The sequence below is a fragment of the Embleya sp. L77 genome, assembly GCF_055557415.1.
In genome coordinates, this window is the sequence record NZ_CM145709.1 from 6,835,353 (window position 1) to 6,850,594 (window position 15,242).

14 protein-coding genes and 1 pseudogene are annotated in these 15,242 nt (G+C 69.4%); 7 read left to right on the forward strand and 8 right to left on the reverse strand.

Annotated elements, in window-relative coordinates; translation table 11 throughout:
• Positions 1 to 119: 119 nt before the first annotated feature.
• From ACZOOI_RS29220 to ACZOOI_RS29230, 3 genes are all read left to right on the forward strand, one after another.
• A complete protein-coding gene (locus tag ACZOOI_RS29220) occupies positions 120 to 1,031 on the forward strand; it encodes an AAA family ATPase (protein WP_465278629.1) in 912 nt (303 codons plus the stop codon).
• A 509-nt stretch (positions 1,032 to 1,540) separates the two neighbouring features.
• The gene (locus tag ACZOOI_RS29225) at positions 1,541 to 3,004 is read left to right on the forward strand and encodes an AAA family ATPase (RefSeq protein ID WP_465278630.1); all 1,464 of its coding nucleotides are present in this window, start codon (positions 1,541 to 1,543) and stop codon (positions 3,002 to 3,004) included.
• A gap of 184 nt (positions 3,005 to 3,188) precedes the next feature.
• The gene (locus tag ACZOOI_RS29230; RefSeq protein ID WP_465278631.1) at positions 3,189 to 3,782 is read left to right on the forward strand and encodes a helix-turn-helix domain-containing protein; all 594 of its coding nucleotides are present in this window, start codon (positions 3,189 to 3,191) and stop codon (positions 3,780 to 3,782) included.
• 339 nt (positions 3,783 to 4,121) lie between these two features.
• On the opposite strand, the gene ACZOOI_RS29235 is transcribed toward ACZOOI_RS29230, so the two are convergent.
• The 3 genes from ACZOOI_RS29235 to ACZOOI_RS29245 all read right to left on the reverse strand — a co-directional run bounded on the left by ACZOOI_RS29235 (position 4,122) and on the right by ACZOOI_RS29245 (position 7,440).
• Entirely contained in the window at positions 4,122 to 5,441 is a 1,320-nt protein-coding gene (locus tag ACZOOI_RS29235) for a cation:proton antiporter (protein WP_465278632.1), read from the reverse strand.
• 102 nt (positions 5,442 to 5,543) lie between these two features.
• Positions 5,544 to 5,708 carry a hypothetical protein gene (locus ACZOOI_RS29240; protein ID WP_465278633.1) on the reverse strand — a complete coding sequence of 55 codons (165 nt, stop codon included), beginning with the start codon at positions 5,706 to 5,708 and terminating at the stop codon, positions 5,544 to 5,546.
• 34 nt (positions 5,709 to 5,742) lie between these two features.
• Positions 5,743 to 7,440 (reverse strand): IS1182 family transposase, encoded by a 1,698-nt coding sequence (locus tag ACZOOI_RS29245; RefSeq protein ID WP_465278634.1) that lies wholly within the window; start codon positions 7,438 to 7,440, stop codon positions 5,743 to 5,745.
• Positions 7,441 to 7,612: 172 nt separating this feature from the next.
• Between ACZOOI_RS29245 and ACZOOI_RS29250 the strand changes: the two genes are divergently transcribed.
• Positions 7,613 to 8,380, forward strand: coding sequence for a hypothetical protein (locus ACZOOI_RS29250; protein WP_465278635.1), 768 nt, complete (start codon positions 7,613 to 7,615; stop codon positions 8,378 to 8,380).
• Between the two features lie 281 nt (positions 8,381 to 8,661).
• Here the strand turns inward: ACZOOI_RS29250 and ACZOOI_RS29255 are convergent, their stop codons facing one another.
• Complete coding sequence (locus tag ACZOOI_RS29255; RefSeq protein ID WP_465278636.1) at positions 8,662 to 9,684, reverse strand: hypothetical protein; 1,023 nt, start codon at positions 9,682 to 9,684, stop codon at positions 8,662 to 8,664.
• 44 nt (positions 9,685 to 9,728) lie between these two features.
• On the opposite strand from ACZOOI_RS29255, the pseudogene ACZOOI_RS29260 reads away from it, so the two are divergent.
• Both ACZOOI_RS29260 and ACZOOI_RS29265 read left to right on the forward strand, forming a co-directional pair.
• Positions 9,729 to 10,066, forward strand: a pseudogene (locus ACZOOI_RS29260) (transposase); the annotation flags it as partial.
• A 32-nt stretch (positions 10,067 to 10,098) separates the two neighbouring features.
• The gene (locus ACZOOI_RS29265; protein WP_465278637.1) at positions 10,099 to 10,359 is read left to right on the forward strand and encodes a ScoMcrA-related endonuclease; all 261 of its coding nucleotides are present in this window, start codon (positions 10,099 to 10,101) and stop codon (positions 10,357 to 10,359) included.
• A gap of 59 nt (positions 10,360 to 10,418) precedes the next feature.
• On the opposite strand, the gene ACZOOI_RS29270 is transcribed toward ACZOOI_RS29265, so the two are convergent.
• From ACZOOI_RS29270 to ACZOOI_RS29280, 3 genes are all read right to left on the reverse strand, one after another.
• Complete coding sequence (locus ACZOOI_RS29270) at positions 10,419 to 11,285, reverse strand: ATP-dependent DNA ligase (protein ID WP_465281318.1); 867 nt, start codon at positions 11,283 to 11,285, stop codon at positions 10,419 to 10,421.
• Positions 11,286 to 11,291: 6 nt separating this feature from the next.
• A complete protein-coding gene (locus tag ACZOOI_RS29275) occupies positions 11,292 to 12,143 on the reverse strand; it encodes a hypothetical protein (RefSeq protein WP_465278638.1) in 852 nt (283 codons plus the stop codon).
• A gap of 156 nt (positions 12,144 to 12,299) precedes the next feature.
• Complete coding sequence (locus ACZOOI_RS29280) at positions 12,300 to 12,713, reverse strand: hypothetical protein (RefSeq protein WP_465278639.1); 414 nt, start codon at positions 12,711 to 12,713, stop codon at positions 12,300 to 12,302.
• A gap of 836 nt (positions 12,714 to 13,549) precedes the next feature.
• Here ACZOOI_RS29280 and ACZOOI_RS29285 point away from each other — a divergent pair.
• Entirely contained in the window at positions 13,550 to 13,993 is a 444-nt protein-coding gene (locus tag ACZOOI_RS29285) for a hypothetical protein (protein ID WP_465278640.1), read from the forward strand.
• Here the strand turns inward: ACZOOI_RS29285 and ACZOOI_RS29290 are convergent.
• Positions 13,912 to 15,129, reverse strand: a complete 1,218-nt coding sequence (locus ACZOOI_RS29290) for a transglycosylase family protein (RefSeq protein WP_465278641.1) — start codon at positions 15,127 to 15,129, stop codon at positions 13,912 to 13,914. The two genes, ACZOOI_RS29285 and ACZOOI_RS29290, sit on opposite strands and share 82 nt — an antisense overlap.
• Between the last annotated feature and the right edge of the window lie 113 nt (positions 15,130 to 15,242).

The window sequence follows — 15,242 nt, forward strand, 5'->3', positions numbered from 1 at the left end:
CCGCCGGATGCGCGCCGGAGCCGACAGGGACACCGAAAGCGAAACCCCCTCGCAGCCCCGGGTCGTGTCGCCGGCGACGCTCTATCACGCGGCACCGTCGTGACCTCTCCTCGCAACGTGTGCTTCGGATCGCGCGTCCGATCCACGGGTCGCCCGCGGACGGCTACGACCGCGCGTTGGCCGACTTGGCCCTGCCGGGGACGGTGGACGAACAGGGCCGGCCCACGCCGCCGGTCCCGGCCGCCGAAGCCGCCCGGGGGACCGATCCGATCGCGCGGTCGGCACCTCCGGGTGATGGTGTGCGCCTGTATGCGCCCGGCGCGCACCCGGTGTCGACACGCCAACTCGGCGCGGTGGCCCAAGCGCTCGCCCACACGGTCGCCGCCCACGGGGTCGTGTGCGTGTACGGCGACACCGGACACGGCAAGACGGTCGCCGTTCACCAGGCGCTGCGTCTGCTGCCCAGGCGGGTCCCGGTCCATCGAGCGCAGGTGGCGGTCAAACCCGCGCTGCCCCAACTGCGCGCCGCGCTGCTCACCGCGTTCGGCCTGCCCGCCGCCCACCTGACGAACCGCACCAACGCGGCCGACCGCGCACTCCTGGACGCCCTCGAACCCCCGGGCGTGCTCGTGATCGACGACGTCCAACGCATCGCCGCCCCCGAACTGGACTACCTGCGCCTGCTGGTCGACGCGCCTACCACCCGGACGTCGTTGGTGTTGTGCGGAGCCGGAGCGGAGCGCACCCTCGCCCGGGCCCCCGCGCCGGCCTCCCGGATCCTGACCTGGCAACAGGTGCCACGTCTGGACGCGCCTCAAGTCCCCGGTGTGCTGCGCCTGTTCCATCCGCTGTGGGATGGCGTTGCCGACGAGGACGTGGCTCATGCGGACCAGACGTGCGCGCGGGGGAACTTCCGTACCTGGGCGAAGATCACGTCCCATCTGTATGCCGTCCGCCACCGCAAACCCGGCAAGTACGTGGACCACGCCCTGCTGACCTGGGCCTGCTCCCGACTCGGTCCGCCCATGTGACGACCCGCCGCGCCGCGTACCGCCATCCGCGATCGAAGGACGAACCATGCGCCCGGACGACACCCACCGGCAGGCCGACGAGACCCGCCTCGCCCCCGCCGCCTCACCAGGCCTCGACGCCGTTTCGCGGACGGCATTGCGGGCGCCGGCCGTGAGAAACCTTCTGGGCCTGCGTTCCCGGCGTGAGCTCACCACCGGCCACGTCCGTACGACGGCGCAATGCCTGGGGGTGTCGGAGCGCACCGTATGGCGCTGGCTGGCCGACACCGCCACACCCGACACCGCCGCCCACCCGGGAGCCCGCCGCGGCGACCGGTTCGAGATCACCCCGGACATTCGGGTACTGCTGGCCTATTGGCGCGGCAACGCCTCCGCGGTCCACCGCGAACTCGTCGCCCGCGCCCATACGGCCACCAGGTCGGGCACGCCGACCGGCGACCCCGCCTCACCACCGTCCCGCCCGGGCGGCGCACCGCTCCCGGGCGGCGCACCGCTGGCCGCCGACCCGGTTGCTGATTCCAACCCCGTCGCTGTCTACGTTCCTGCGCGCACTCCGCCGGGACCTGACCGCGGGGGAGCGGATCGGCCACCGCAAGGGCCCCGAAGCCGCCCGGGCCCTGGACGTGTTCGCCAAGCGCCCCCGGACCTGGCGCAACCACACCTGGGAGGCCGACCACGTCCAAGACTCCCTGCGCGTGACCGCCGACGGCGACCTCGTCCATCCGTACATCACCTGGTTCATCGACTGCGCGACCAAGGCGATCACCGGCGTCGCCGTCACCCCCGGCTACCCGACGCGGGCCTCGGTCCTGGCCGCGTTGCGCTCCGCGATCGTGCGCACCGACCCGTACGGACCCTTCGGAGGCCTGCCCGAACAGGTGCGGTTCGACCGCGGCAGGGACTTCCTCTCCCGCACCGTGACCACCGCGCTCACCGCCCTGGACGCCGACATCACCGTCCTCCCGCCCTACACCCCGCACCTGAAGGGCGGCATCGAGAACCTCAACCGCTGCGTGGAGCGGATGCTGTTCGCCGCCCTGCCCGGCCACACCCCCAAACAACCCCGCCGACGACCCGACCGCACACTCACAGGCCCCGCGCTGTCCTTCCGCGACTTCACCACCGAACTCCTGGCCTGGGCGCACTGGTGGAACACCGAACACCACCCGGACAGCCTCCACGGCCGCACTCCGCTCGAGGCATGGCAGGCCCCCCACCCCCACCCCCGACGCCCTGAAGACGGCCACCAGACCCGTCAGGCCAGCCGAACCCACCGCACCCGAACCGCTCTTCGCCCGCGAGGACCCCCGATGACCCACCACCTCCCACCCGCACCCACCGACCATTACGTCGCGCTCCCCGACGCACGTCTGGTGACCACCCGAGCCCTGCTCACCGCCCGGGAGAACCCCGCCGACACCATCGCCGCCCGCGCCATGACCTGCATCCACGGCGGAACCGGCCTCGGCAAGACCATGGCGGTCACCAGCTGCCTGCTCGAACCGGACCAGGACATCCGCCGCATCACCTTCCACACCCGCCCCACCCTCCGCACGGTGCGCCAGGAACTGCACGCCGCCCTGGAACTCACGGGCCAACCCCCGCGCTACGCCGGCGAGTTCGACCAACTCCTCAAGACCGAACTCGCCGCCCACCCCCGCACCCTCGTCCTGGACGAGGCGCAGTGGCTGAGCGGTTCTGCTGGAATACGTCCGCTACCTGTGCGACGACCCGTACACCCGGCTCGCGATCGTCTTCGTGGGAGGAGAAGGCTGCCACCAGACCCTGCGCAAGGAGCCGATGCTGTCCTCCCGGATCTTCATCTGGCAGCGCTTCACCCGCCTCACCCCCGAGGAGGTCCTGGACGTCATCCCGCTCTACCACCCCATCTGGGCCGACGCCGACCCGGACGTCATCGCCTACGCGGACCCAACACGCGGCCCACGGCAACTTCCGCAACTGGGCCCGCCTGACCGCCCACACCCACACCGCCCTCGAACGCACCCGCCGCACCCGTGTTGACCAGGAAGTGCTCCGCTGGGTCTTCAGCCGCCTCGGCTCCGGCAACTACTGCTAGGTTCCGCTTTGGGTGGGTAAGTACCGGTCAAACAGTGGTGTTTCGGCTGCTCGGGGGCGAGTGTGGTGCCGAAGTTTCTGATGGCCCGTCAGCCCGTGGACGGGGACGAGGAGAAGAGGATCCGGCGGTTGGCCGGGGCGCGTCACGCGCCGGGTGATTGGATCCTGCGGGCGAGGATCGTCACGCTGAGCTGGGAAGGTCTGCGCGTGCCGCAGGTGGCGGCTCGGGCGGGGTGCGATGCGAAGACCGTGCGGCGGTGGCTGCACCGGTTCAACGAACAGGGCCTGGACGGCCTCGGGGACCGGACCGGGTGCGGCCGCAAACGGCGGATCACCGAGGCCGAGCGCTCCCGGATCGTTGCCCTGGTCAGGCTCACTCCACCCGGCCGCTTGGAGATGCAGCCGTCCGACGAGTTGTGGGCCGCGGACGAGTCCGGGCCGCCGGAGTGGACGTTGGACGCCCTGGCCGCCGAGGCCGGGAGGACGGGTATTGCGGTGAGCCGTTCGCAGGTCCGCAGGATTCTGCTCGCCGAGGGGGTTCGGTGGCGCCGCACACGGTCGTGGGTCCGGTCGAGAGACCCGGACTTCGCGGGAAAAGGACGCGGATCGTCGAGCTCTACACCAACCCGCCCGAAGGCGTCACGGTCGTGTGCGCCGACGAACTCGGCCCGGTGATCCCGCGCGCGTTCCCACCGGCGCCGGGTTGGTCGCCGGACGGGCATCGCATCAAGAACGAGCTCGACTACAGTCACGGGCCGGAGAAGACCTGGGTCTACGGCGGCCTGCGGGTCCGGGACGGAACCGAGGTCACGATGACCGCGTCGTCGCGCAACAGTGTCTTCTACCAGCGTTGTGGGGGATCGTCCCCGGACACCCTGGATCGACCCGTCGCACCGCCGGGAACGCATCACGCACGGCCGACCTCCGTCGCGGCCCGGTTCCGTCGCGTTCGCGGCCGTTCGCGACGACCCAGGGGCGCCAGGCCGCGTAGCGTTCCACCGCTGCCGGGTCCGCCTACTCGGCGGGTTCGCCGGCTTCATGGGAGCGGGCACGTGGAGCGGTGGGGGCGGAACCGGCCGGGGTGGGCGCGAACGGGACGTCCGTATCGGTCGGCGTCCGGTTGTCGAACCAGGTCATGACCGGAGAGGCGGTGATCCCGTGGGTGACGACGGAGATGACCACGACCAGGCCGGTCGTGGCCCAGATCAGGTCGGCCCGGGCGAACTCCGCTTCGGCAAGCGCGTACGACACGTAGTAGAACGAGCCGATGCCCCGGATGCCGAAGAACGCGATCACGCCCCGCTCGGGTCGAGCCAGCGAGGATCCCACGAGGGCGACCAGGCAGGTCGCCGGGCGGACGACGAACACCACGGCTGTCGCGAGGGCCACCGCCTGCCACGTCAGCGGCCCGAGCAGGCCGCCGACGATCGCGCCGCCGAACAGCAGCAGGATGCCGACGGTGAGCAGGCGTTCGATCTGCTCGATGAAATCGTGCAGGACGGTGTGGTAGCCGCTCGCCCGCTCGGAGGCCCGGATCGTGCACGCGCACACGAACACCGCGACGAAGCCGTAGCCGCCCGCGACCTCGGTGACGCCGTAGGACAGGAACGTCGCGGCAAGCGCCACGAAGCCCTCCGCGTGCTCGGCCAGCCGCAGTGACCGGGCGCGCGGACGAAAGCTCAGGCGGCCGATGAGCCAACCCGTACCCAGGCCGAAGACGAGCCCGGCCGTGAGCTTGTACGCCACGTCGACGGCCAGCCAGTGGCCTGTCCAGGCGCCCGGGGCCGCCCCCATCGTCGCCATGGCGACAGCCGCATACACGAACGGGAAGGCGAGACCGTCGTTGAGCCCTGCCTCGGAAGTGAGCGTGAAACGCACCTCGTCCTCCGAGTCCTCCTCCTCACTGGGCTCGCCCACCTGGACGTCCGAGGCCAGCACGGGGTCGGTTGGCGCGAGCGCGGCGCCGATCAGCAGGGCCCCGGCCGGGGCGAGGCCCAACGCCCACCAGCCCAGCAGCGCGATGGACAGGATCCCCAACGGCATGGCGATCAGCAGCAGACGCCCCGTCGACGACCAACGATCCCGGCCGAACGGTCGATCGAGCTTGAGGCCCGCACCCATCAGAGCCACCATCACGCCGAGTTCGGTGATGCGCGCGCTCAGGGCCGGATCCGCCAAGGGATCCGGATCCGGCAGCGGCGAAGGCACCGCGAACACGAGCATCCCGAGCAGGAGAAACGCGATCGGCACGGACAGCGGGCGCCGCGCCACGAGCCGGGGCATCACCCCGGCCAGGAGTGCTCCGATGCCGATGACCGCATACGACAAATCCATGGGATCCATCGCCCGCGCCTACCCGAAACCCGAACGCACGCACGTACGGCTCCACTTTCGTGTTCGTCGGATCGTTCGGTACCCCGGTCGGGCCCCTACGATTCACGCCGTTCGCGCTGTGTCCGGCCGGAGGCCCGCCTCGGCGTCCGGCTCGATGCCCGGCTCGATGGGCCTGCCGTTTGCGATGGTCAACCGCGCGGTGGTGAAGGCGGCTTGCAGGCGGCGGTCGTGGGTGACGACAACGAGGGCTCCTTCGTAGTGGGTCAACTTGACTCTGTCGGTGATCTTGGACGTCGGGGGCTCAACTCCCGAGGGTTCGCCATGACTTCGACCGGGGGATGTCTTTCCGTTCCAGGAAGGTCTGGAAGGCAGTGGGCGGTCTCGGCGGGAAGGCGTCCCCTCCCGCTGGCAGGGAGCTGAGGCGTTCGATGTTGACGGCGATGGCCGTCAGCACGTGTTGGACGTGAGCTTTCGGATGTCCGCGGTAGCGGCAGCGGCGCATGCCGTGTCCGTGGGCGAATTCGTTGATGGTGCCCTCGACTCCGGAGCGGACCGTGTAACGGGCCTTCCACTCGGGCTTTTGCTGCTCGTTGCGGACGCGAACTTGCAGGTCGCGGAGTTCTTGCGGCGGGAAGCCGACGTTCCTGGCGCCCTCGCGGGAACTGGTGCACCGAGGGCGGTCCGGACACGGCCGACACTGGCTCTTGGCGAACTTGGCGACGATCAGCGGTGCCGCAGTGGGTGAGGACGTCGGGTAGGGGCCGTGCCAACCCTTGCTGACCTGGCCCTGGGGGCAGGTGACCTGTCGGCGGTCGAAGTCGATGTGGAAGTCGTCGCGGTCGAAGCCCTCGCTCCTGCGGTGCCGGCGGGTGGGGTTGCCCGGTAGAGGCCCGCTGAGGGTGACCCGGTGTTCGCGGGCGGCTCGTTCCAGGTGGACCAGGGAGGTGTAGCCGCCGTCGACCAGGTGCTCGGTGGGCAGCAGCCCGCGACGTGCCAGGCGGGCGTGGATGCCGGGCAGTGCCTGGGCGTCGTTGGTGGCGGCTGAGGTGGTCGCCACGTCCGTGATCACGTTGACGCTGTCGGAGGCGCACGTCTCGGTGAGATGGGCCGCGAACCCCTTCCAGCTGATGATGTGCCCGTGCCGGACGTAGCGTGCCGTGGTGTCGTAAGGGGAGATGATCGCCGAGGAGGAGGGCGGCAGACCGCCGTGGTCTGCGGTGCGCCAGCGCAGGCGGCCCTCCGCATCGCGGCAGTAGTTCTGCACGACGATCTGCCGCAGGGCATCGGCCTGAGGGCCGGGACGGTAGCCCGATCCGTGCCGGCGGAGATGCTCCAGCAGCCGATGGGCGTCGTCGCCGGCCGCGAGGATCCTTGTCTTGGGGCGGGTGGGGTTCTTGCCCAGACGGACCGGACGGCCGTAGCGGCGCCCCCAGTCCTCACCGACCAGGCCGACAAGCAGATGCCCGGCTGTGTGTGCAACCTTTTCCAGAGCGGCACGGACCGCCTCGGTGACCAGTTCGAGCCGAGTGAGGTCGCGCACTGCGGCCAGGACGTGGGTGGAGTCGGTGCGTTGCGTGGTGCGTTCACGCACGATCCCGGCGTCCTTGAGCCGAATCAGAGCGAGGTCCAGCAGCCGGTCGGCACGGTCGCCCTCGGCGAGGCGTTCTCGGAAGTCGGACAGCACACTGTGGTGGAAGCCGGGATCATCTAGCTCCAGCGCGAGGGCGTATTTGAAGTCGATGCGACAGCGCACCGCCTCGGCGGCCTGTCGGTCCGACAGGCCGAGCAGGAACTGCAGTACGCAGACAGTGGCCAATTGGGCAGGTGCGAGACTCGGACGGCCGTCACGTGGGTACCAGTCGGCGAAGTCCTCGTCGTTCCACAACCCGTCGAGGCGGTCCCGCACCCATATCGCCGTCGTACCGCCCGGGTTGCTCGCCCGCGCGACCTGCGCGGTCAGAGAAGGGACCTGCTCACCGGGACAGGGGCGGAGGGACAACAGACACCTCGAACTCATTCGGCCCTCGGAACAGCCCGAGCATGCCCGATGATCAGGCTGCCGCACCGGGAATCACCAAGATCACCGACAGAGTCAAGCTTAGGGGCAGACAAACCGGATCGGACCTGTTTCTCCATGGTCCCGGGGCCCGGCCATGAGCCACCATGGGGCCGTGAATACCGTGGCGAAGCGTCTGGCCAAGTGGTTCCTGGGCGCGGTGGTATCGGTCTTTCTGGTGATACTCGCTCTCATCGGGTTGGTCGTCTTCCTGCTCGTCTACAACGGAGAGCCTCCGGATCGGGCCGACATCGACAAGGTGGCCAACGCTCCCGAGGTTCGTGCGGCCCAGCGGACGGCCGTGGGGGACCTCGAAGCCGCGTACACGACGCTGGAACAGGCCATGGGCGGGCGCGCCCGGCCGCATGCGGAGGCGGTGTCGGACGTGTGCGGCGCCTCGTTCCGCGATCGGGGGCTGTGGCACCCGGACGGTTGGAGCGACGTCAACTGCGAACGCGAGGTGGTGCGCGCCTATGTGCTCGACGGTCCCCAGGCGGAGAACGCGACGGTCGTTGCCGTCGCGCTGGAAGCCGCCGGCTGGTCACGGAACGGGCCGGCCTCCGTGAATCCGGGTACGCCCCCGTGTCCCGCACCCGCGTCATCCGCCGTCGACGCCTCCTCCACGCCGATCGGCCACGAACCGGCATGCCGCATCGACGCGATCCTGCCGTCGCGCGTGAGTCTGTACGCGGAATTCTGGGCCGAGGGCCTCGTTCCGGCGCGCTTTCCCTCCCAGTTGCGAGATGCGGCCGATCACTCCACGACCAGCACGACCGCGCGCATCGATATCCAAGCCATCACGAGCGCGTTCCGGCCACCCGGGAGCAGCATTGTGATCGTGTCCATCCTGGCCCCCTATTTCACGCAACAACAGCATTCCTGACGCGACTTCGCCGAAGCCGGGAGAACGGCCGCGCCGCCGGGGTGGCCGCGGCAGGTGCGGCGGGGTCTGTTCGGGCGGGAGCCACGAACAGCCCGAGCATGCCCGATGATCAGGCTGCCGCACCGGGAATCACCAAGATCACCGACAGAGTCAAGCTTAGGGCGTGGCGGGCAGGGGCCTGTGAGAACGGGCCCCGGATGCGCGGCCGTGGGCGTTGTACGGTCGGCCACACGGGTGACACCGGCCGGCGACCACGCTCGCCGCCGCGTACGGGGTCCCGGTCAGTCGTCCGGGTCGACGACGCGCAGCAACGCCAGGTCGGGGAGCTCGAGTTCGAGGGACAGGCGGCGTCCGGTGACGGTTCCGTGGTAGGCGAGATCGTCCACCTTCACGCCCATGCTCTCGATCGCGTTCACGAGCATGGTCGCCGCAGTGTCGGCGTGTTCGGGGTGGCGCAACGCGTTGGGGAAGCGCTGTTCGCACAGCAAGTCGGCCCGGGGCCAACCGAATTGCACGAACCGGTCGGGATCGGCCATCGGGTCGCCGTGGTCGGACGCCTCGATCCACAGGTCGACTCCGTCGTTCCAGGCGCTGACACGTCGGAGTCGGTCGCGGCCGGATTGCAGATGGAGGATGAACTCGGCGGGGATGCGCGGTGCGTCCGTGCACAGGGCACGCAACGCGATGGCGAGCTGCGTACGTACTCGCTCCCACGTCCGAGGCGGGGTCGGGCGCGGCTCGGGGGAGCGCAGGTCGATCGGCGCGGCGGCGCGCCAGATCCCATGCGGCAGACCGGCGGCGTCGTTGTCGAACGTGGTGTTCAGCATCGCCATGATCGCGCTGTCCCCGTGCAACCGCACGGCCAGGCTGGTGCCCGGGCGACGCCAGAGCATGGTCGGGCCGGGCCCGGCGCACACCGTCGGCGGTGCGCCCAGGATGTCCTCGGTCAGCTCCCAGGCCGTCTGTACGAATTCCACCGCGTCGCTGTACCGGATGCCGTAACTCAGGTTGATCTCCAGGGAGATCGCCTGGTCGGCATCGAATTCGTCGACGGCCACGACGCCGACCCCCTGCCTGGGGCCGCCCGGCGGATCGTCCAACCGCCACCGCACCCCCTCCAGCCGACCCCGGACCGGGTCCGCCTGCCCGCCGTTCGGCCCCGTGGCGAGCAACCGCCACCCCAGGCCGCCCAGAACGGACGAAACCTCCGCCATCCGCCATCCGCCCAGGTCCAGCGGCGCCAACTGCTCCAGCAGGCTTTCGAACCGCTGCTCCGCAGACCAACGTCTGTACTCATCCGTCATGCACCGCAGACTATGGCCTGTCTGATAATGATCTTGTGGTGTCGCGGCCGGCCCGGGTGATTGCGGACCGGGCGTACTCCTCGCGGGCGATCCGTGCCCGGTTGCGGGCGGCGGGGGTGCGGGCGGTGATCCCCGAACGGGCCGACCAACGGGCGAACGGGCCGACCAACGGGCGAACCGCCGCCGTCGCGGTCGTGCGGGCGGGCGTCCGCCGGCGTTCGGCGAGGCGACGTATCGCGAACGCAACGTGGTGGAGCGGTGTTTCGCCCGCCTGAAACAGTTCCGCGCGATCGCGACACGCCATGACAAGCTCGCCACCCGTTACACGGTGGGCGTCGTCCTCGCCTCACTGATCCTCTGGCTCCGCGAACCACAACCATGATCGTTTTGTCAGACAGGCTCTAGGCTCGTTCCATGATACCCGTCACGCGTGAAGCGGTCGAGCAGGCCATGCGGGAGTACGACGAGTGGGGACGGGAGACGTTCCACGACACCTACGGTTACGGCCGCGCCACGCGATACCTACTCGTGCACGAGGGCCGCGAGTACGACTCGAAGGCCATCGTGGGCGCGGCGTATCGGATCCTGCACGGACACCGCCCCGAGGGCCTTCGCGGCGGACGGCGCACCACGACGCCGTTGGTCGAACTGGGGTATGAGATACGGACTCGCTGATCCGCCAACCGGGACGCATGGCGGCCCCGACTGCGCGGGATCGGAACCCGCCACATTCCTCAGCCGCCTTCGGGGCGGTTTCCGATGCCGAACGGGGGCACGTCCACCGGGTCCATGTCCTCGCGCAGGCGCAGCAACCTGACGGGATGCCGCCACTTCCCGTTCTCGAAGGCGGTGTCCACCGCGATCTCGGCGACCACCGCGGGCACGACCGGGAACATGGGGTGTCTGTCGCGGGTGCCCCACGCGGGCGAGAACGTGCGGCCGTGCCAGGGATGATCGTCGTCGGCGGGTTCGACACGCGCGGCCACGGCTGTGGCGGTCGAGCGGTCCAGGGCGGTGCTGCGGCCGACGAACCGCAACCGGCCCGCCTCGTCGAAACGGCCGAACAGGACCGTCGTGGGGTGCTCCACACTGCCTGCGACGGCGCCGATCACCGCCTCCGCGGACTCGCGCCGACGGTACTTGCGCCACCGCCGCTCCCCCGGTACGTACCGTTCCTGTGGGTTCTTGATCATCAAGCCCTCGACCCCCGCCGGTCCCCAGTCCCGCATCCACTGCTCGGCCAGGGCACGATCGGTCGTCGACGGGCACAACATCCACGGCGGACCCGGCGTGTACTGGGCGAACAACTCCTCCAACCGCGCGCGACGGCGTGTGTACGACAACGCGGTCAGGTCTCGATCGTCGTCGTGGAGCAGGTCGAACGCCAAGGTGAACGAGTTCGTGGATTCCCGTACTCGAACGAGGGTGAACCTGTACGCGCGGGATCCGATGACGTGCTTCGCGGGGCGGGTTCGAGGCCATGGATCGTTCGCTCGCCGGCCGCCCGTTGCACACCGGTGGCGCGCTGCCCGAGAGGAATCCGGCGTGCGAAACGGCGTCGGTCGCGACGGGTCGCCGGTCGTCCTGCCGGGGTGAGGCAGGGAAACTCAGGCCGGTCGCGGGCCCGACCGCGCTCCGGCGGCGGCCCGTACCTCCGGTGTCTCCATCGGGTCGTCGCGCAGTACGGCGATGCGGTGCAGGGTCCGCGGGTTGTGGGGTGCCGAGGCGATGGCCGGCAGCCGTGCCCGTTCCTCGCAGTCCTCGAGCGACTCGGTGTACGCCTCGTCCACACCGGACGGGTCGATCGCGGCGATCGCTTTCAGGTAGTCGGCGCGCTCGTACGAGTGCGGGGTGTGCCGCCAGTAGCGCCACAGGACGGGCACGGCGTCGGCCGCCTCGGGTCCGAAGCGGGCCAGCCTCCTCGCCGTGGTGTCGGGGCCGCACCAGGCGCGGGCCTTCCACTGTTCGGCGAGTTCGGCCACGAGCCCCGGCAGTGCCTCGGGCCCGGGGTGTTCGGCCAGGACGTCCGCCCCCAGCCGGGCCAGCCACTCCCGCCCGTCCGCGGCCCACCCCCGCGCCGCCGGCACGGCGAGGGCTCCCAGTCGGTCGACCGCCCGCCGGAGCAGGGGCAGGGGTCGGCGGCCGTCCGGGGTTCCCAGCGAGGGCACGAGCGGGATCAAGCGCTCGGCCGGCTCCCACCCGGCCAGCGCACGCAGCGCGTCGACCTTCACGTCGAACTCCGTGGCGCCGGCGGCCAGCAGGGCGAGCAGTTCGTCGTCGCCCAGCCCGCCCAGGGACGGCCGCGGACGGAACGTGGGTCCCGGCAGCTCGATCCCGAACCGGCTCCACGGCTCGGCGGACCACGGAGTCTCCTCCTCCCCGCCGATCCGGGCGCGCGCGACGTCGCCCAGGTCCTCCCACCACTCGGCCGGCCAACCATCCGCGACAGACTGCAGCACCGAGACCCAGTGCCTGCCCACCCGGATGTATGCCCGGAGCCCCTCCCGGGCCTCGTCCGATCCGGCGAGGGCAGACCAACCGGCGGAACCGGATCCGGCGAGTGGGCCCGGCCGCACTTCCGTATCCGGGCATGTAGATCAGGATGGCCCCGGGATCTACAGGCCCAATCTCGCGGTGAACGCCGAGAAGGTGGGGGCTACGACCCGCCACTGGCACAGATGGGGGTTCGTCCAGAAGTCACTGCCGACAACGCGGGGATCCGATGGATCGGTCCGGTAGTCGAGTGCCAGGGCAACGTCGTCACCAGGGTTGCGATTGACGGCAATCAGCACCGCCTGTTCAACGTCGAGCCAGGGAAGTTCGAGGGGGCCGGTGGCCCTGCTTCCACGTGCCTCGCGAAAGAAGGAACAGTGCGGATCGTCGGCGAACATGTCCATCGATCGGGACTGGAACTCCATCTGCTCCGGGTCGGACACGAATACGAGCGAAGACTCGAACCACGGGATGACCTCCGCCAACACGGCATCACCGGGGTGCCGCCACCGGCCGCAGTCGATGAGAGAGGTCAATTGGGCTGGGAGGGCAAGTCCACGGACTGTCGCAGGCGCCATGGCGTGCAGCTTCGCACGGCAGGGCGACTCCGCTGCGGGGGCCACCCCAAGGAGACATGCTCCAGCCGTGAAACCGCGCGTACGCCTGTTGGCCGCCGAGTACCGAGAGGCACACGGCTTGCCCCCTACCTCCAGGTGCGAAGGACGACCTCCGCCCACCCGCGCGACGACCGAATCCCGTCATGACAGAAATACCCGCCATGCCCACCACATCCCCAGCCGCGTCAAGGCCTCGACCCGTTCCGCCGCCCATGCGCCTTGCCGCCGACGGGCGTTGGCGAGGGCGACACCCGGCGACCGTGTCGCGAACTGCGCGCACCACGCCAACGGCGACCTGGCGGCCACGACCGACCTGGTGGGTCTGATCACCCGTCAAACCTACGGCGCCTTCGCCGCATGATGAGCACCACCGAGATATCGGACAGCGTGCCGGCGGGGCGTGACCACGACGACAGGGTACGACTTCGCGTCGCGGCCGACGACCGGCGCGGCCGCGACCGGGCCGGGAGTGCGCAACGAGATCACCGGCGTCACCCCCACGGTGCGCGGCACCAGGGTCTACGACGTGGACGGCCGGGTGATCGAGCGTCGATCGCCGACCTCTCTGGCAGCGACACGACCCTTACCGACACCAACACCTACGACGCCAAGGGCCGCCCGGAGACCGCGACCGACCCCGAAGGCGGGGCGACCCGCACCACCTACGACGCGTTCGGGCGCCTGGCCTCCACCACCGACCCGGTCGCGGCGAGATCCGCCACACCTACACGCCGGGTGGCCTGCTCGCCGAGACTGTGCTGGTCGGCAGGGACGGCGACCCATTCGGCACCACGCGCGACCTGATCGTGGAATCCCGGGTGTACGACCCGACCAGGCGGCACGTGTCGGTCACCGACGCGATGTGCACGATGACCTCGTACACCTACTACGACGACGACACCAAGGCCGCGACCATCGCACGCGTGCGCCGTTTGTACGGCGACAATCCGGCCTGCTCGAAGGTGGCCTTCGCCGAGCAGGTGCCGGGAATGACCGTGCGCTATCAGCGGCGTACTCCGTTGCTGCAGCGTGTGATTGCAGGGGTCGGTGAAGAAGTCGGTGATAAAGAAGGCGGCAGTGTGCGTGCACACTGCCGCCGGTTTTCTCGTCGTGTTCGTCAGTTGCTGGCGGTGGCTATGCGTTTGGTGCCGGTGTTGTCGGGGAGGGCCCAGAATTGGGTCCAGTTTCCGGTGGTGTAGTTGCCGTCGGCGCCGTAGATGATGTCGTCGTTGCCGATGGAGTAGAGGTGGACGGTGTTGCCGGTGGTGGAGGCGGCGATTTCCTTGGTTCCGGTGTTGGGTGGTTGTGCGGGGTCGAAGTTGCTCCAGCCGCCGGTGGTGTAGTCGCGGTCGGCGACGTAGATCTTGTCGTCGTCGCCGATGGAGAAGAGGTGGACGGTGTTGCCGGTGGAGGCGGCGGTGATTCGTTTGGTGCCGGTGTTGTCGGGGACGAGGTCGAAGTCGGACCAGGTGTTGGTGGTGTAGTTGCCGTCGGCTGCGTAGATCTTGTCGTCGTCGCCGATGGAGTAGAGGTGGACGGTGTTGCCGGTGGAGGCTGCGGCTATTTGTTTGGTGCCGGTGTTGTCGGGGAGGGGGTGGAAGTTGGTCCAGTTTCCGTTGCTGTATTTGTCGGCGGTGTAGATTTTGTCGTCGTCGCCGATCGCGAACAGGTGGACGGTGTCGCCGGTGACGGCCGCGGCTATTTGTTTGGTGCCGACGTTGGGGGAGGGCAGGGGGTCGAAGCCGGTCCATTGCCCGTCGTGTGGCCTTTGGGCGGTGTAGATCTTGTCGTCGTCGCCGATGGAGAACAGGTGCATGGAATTCGCGGTGGATGCCGCTGCGATCTGCTTGGTGCCGACGTTGTCGGGGACCGCGTCGAAGTTGCTCCACGTGTTCGTGTCGTGGGGCTGCTTCGCGGAGTAGATGATGTCGTCGTCACCGATCGAGAACACCTCGGTCGTGAGCAGATCGGGATACGGGTTCGCGTGATCGGTGGACAATCCCGTTCCCGGTGCACAGGTCCAGGCGCCGGCGCCCTGATCCGCGAGGATCTTCTCGGCTATGAGAATTTGCTGCTTCTTCGACGCCAGATCAGGCCGGGCCGCATACTGGAACCCCCCGTAGTACTGCCAGTTGTGCAGATTGATCTGCAGACCTCCGTAATAGAGGCCGTTGGACGAGACGATGGACCAATTACCACCGCTCTCACATTGCGCCACCTTGTCCCAGGTCGCTACCGAGGCCGCATCCGCCGTTCCGGCGGAGAGAGCAATGAGTACCGAACTCGTGAGAACGATGCCGACACCGGCATTCGACAGCCGTCTTGCAATGGACATGTTTATCCCATCGAGTGAAGCCCGGAAGACTTTCGCATACTAGTGCCGTCGGAAGCCGACGAGCCAACCACGCGGTAGAAAGTCTCGAATCGAATCACCGATAGGTGCATTTA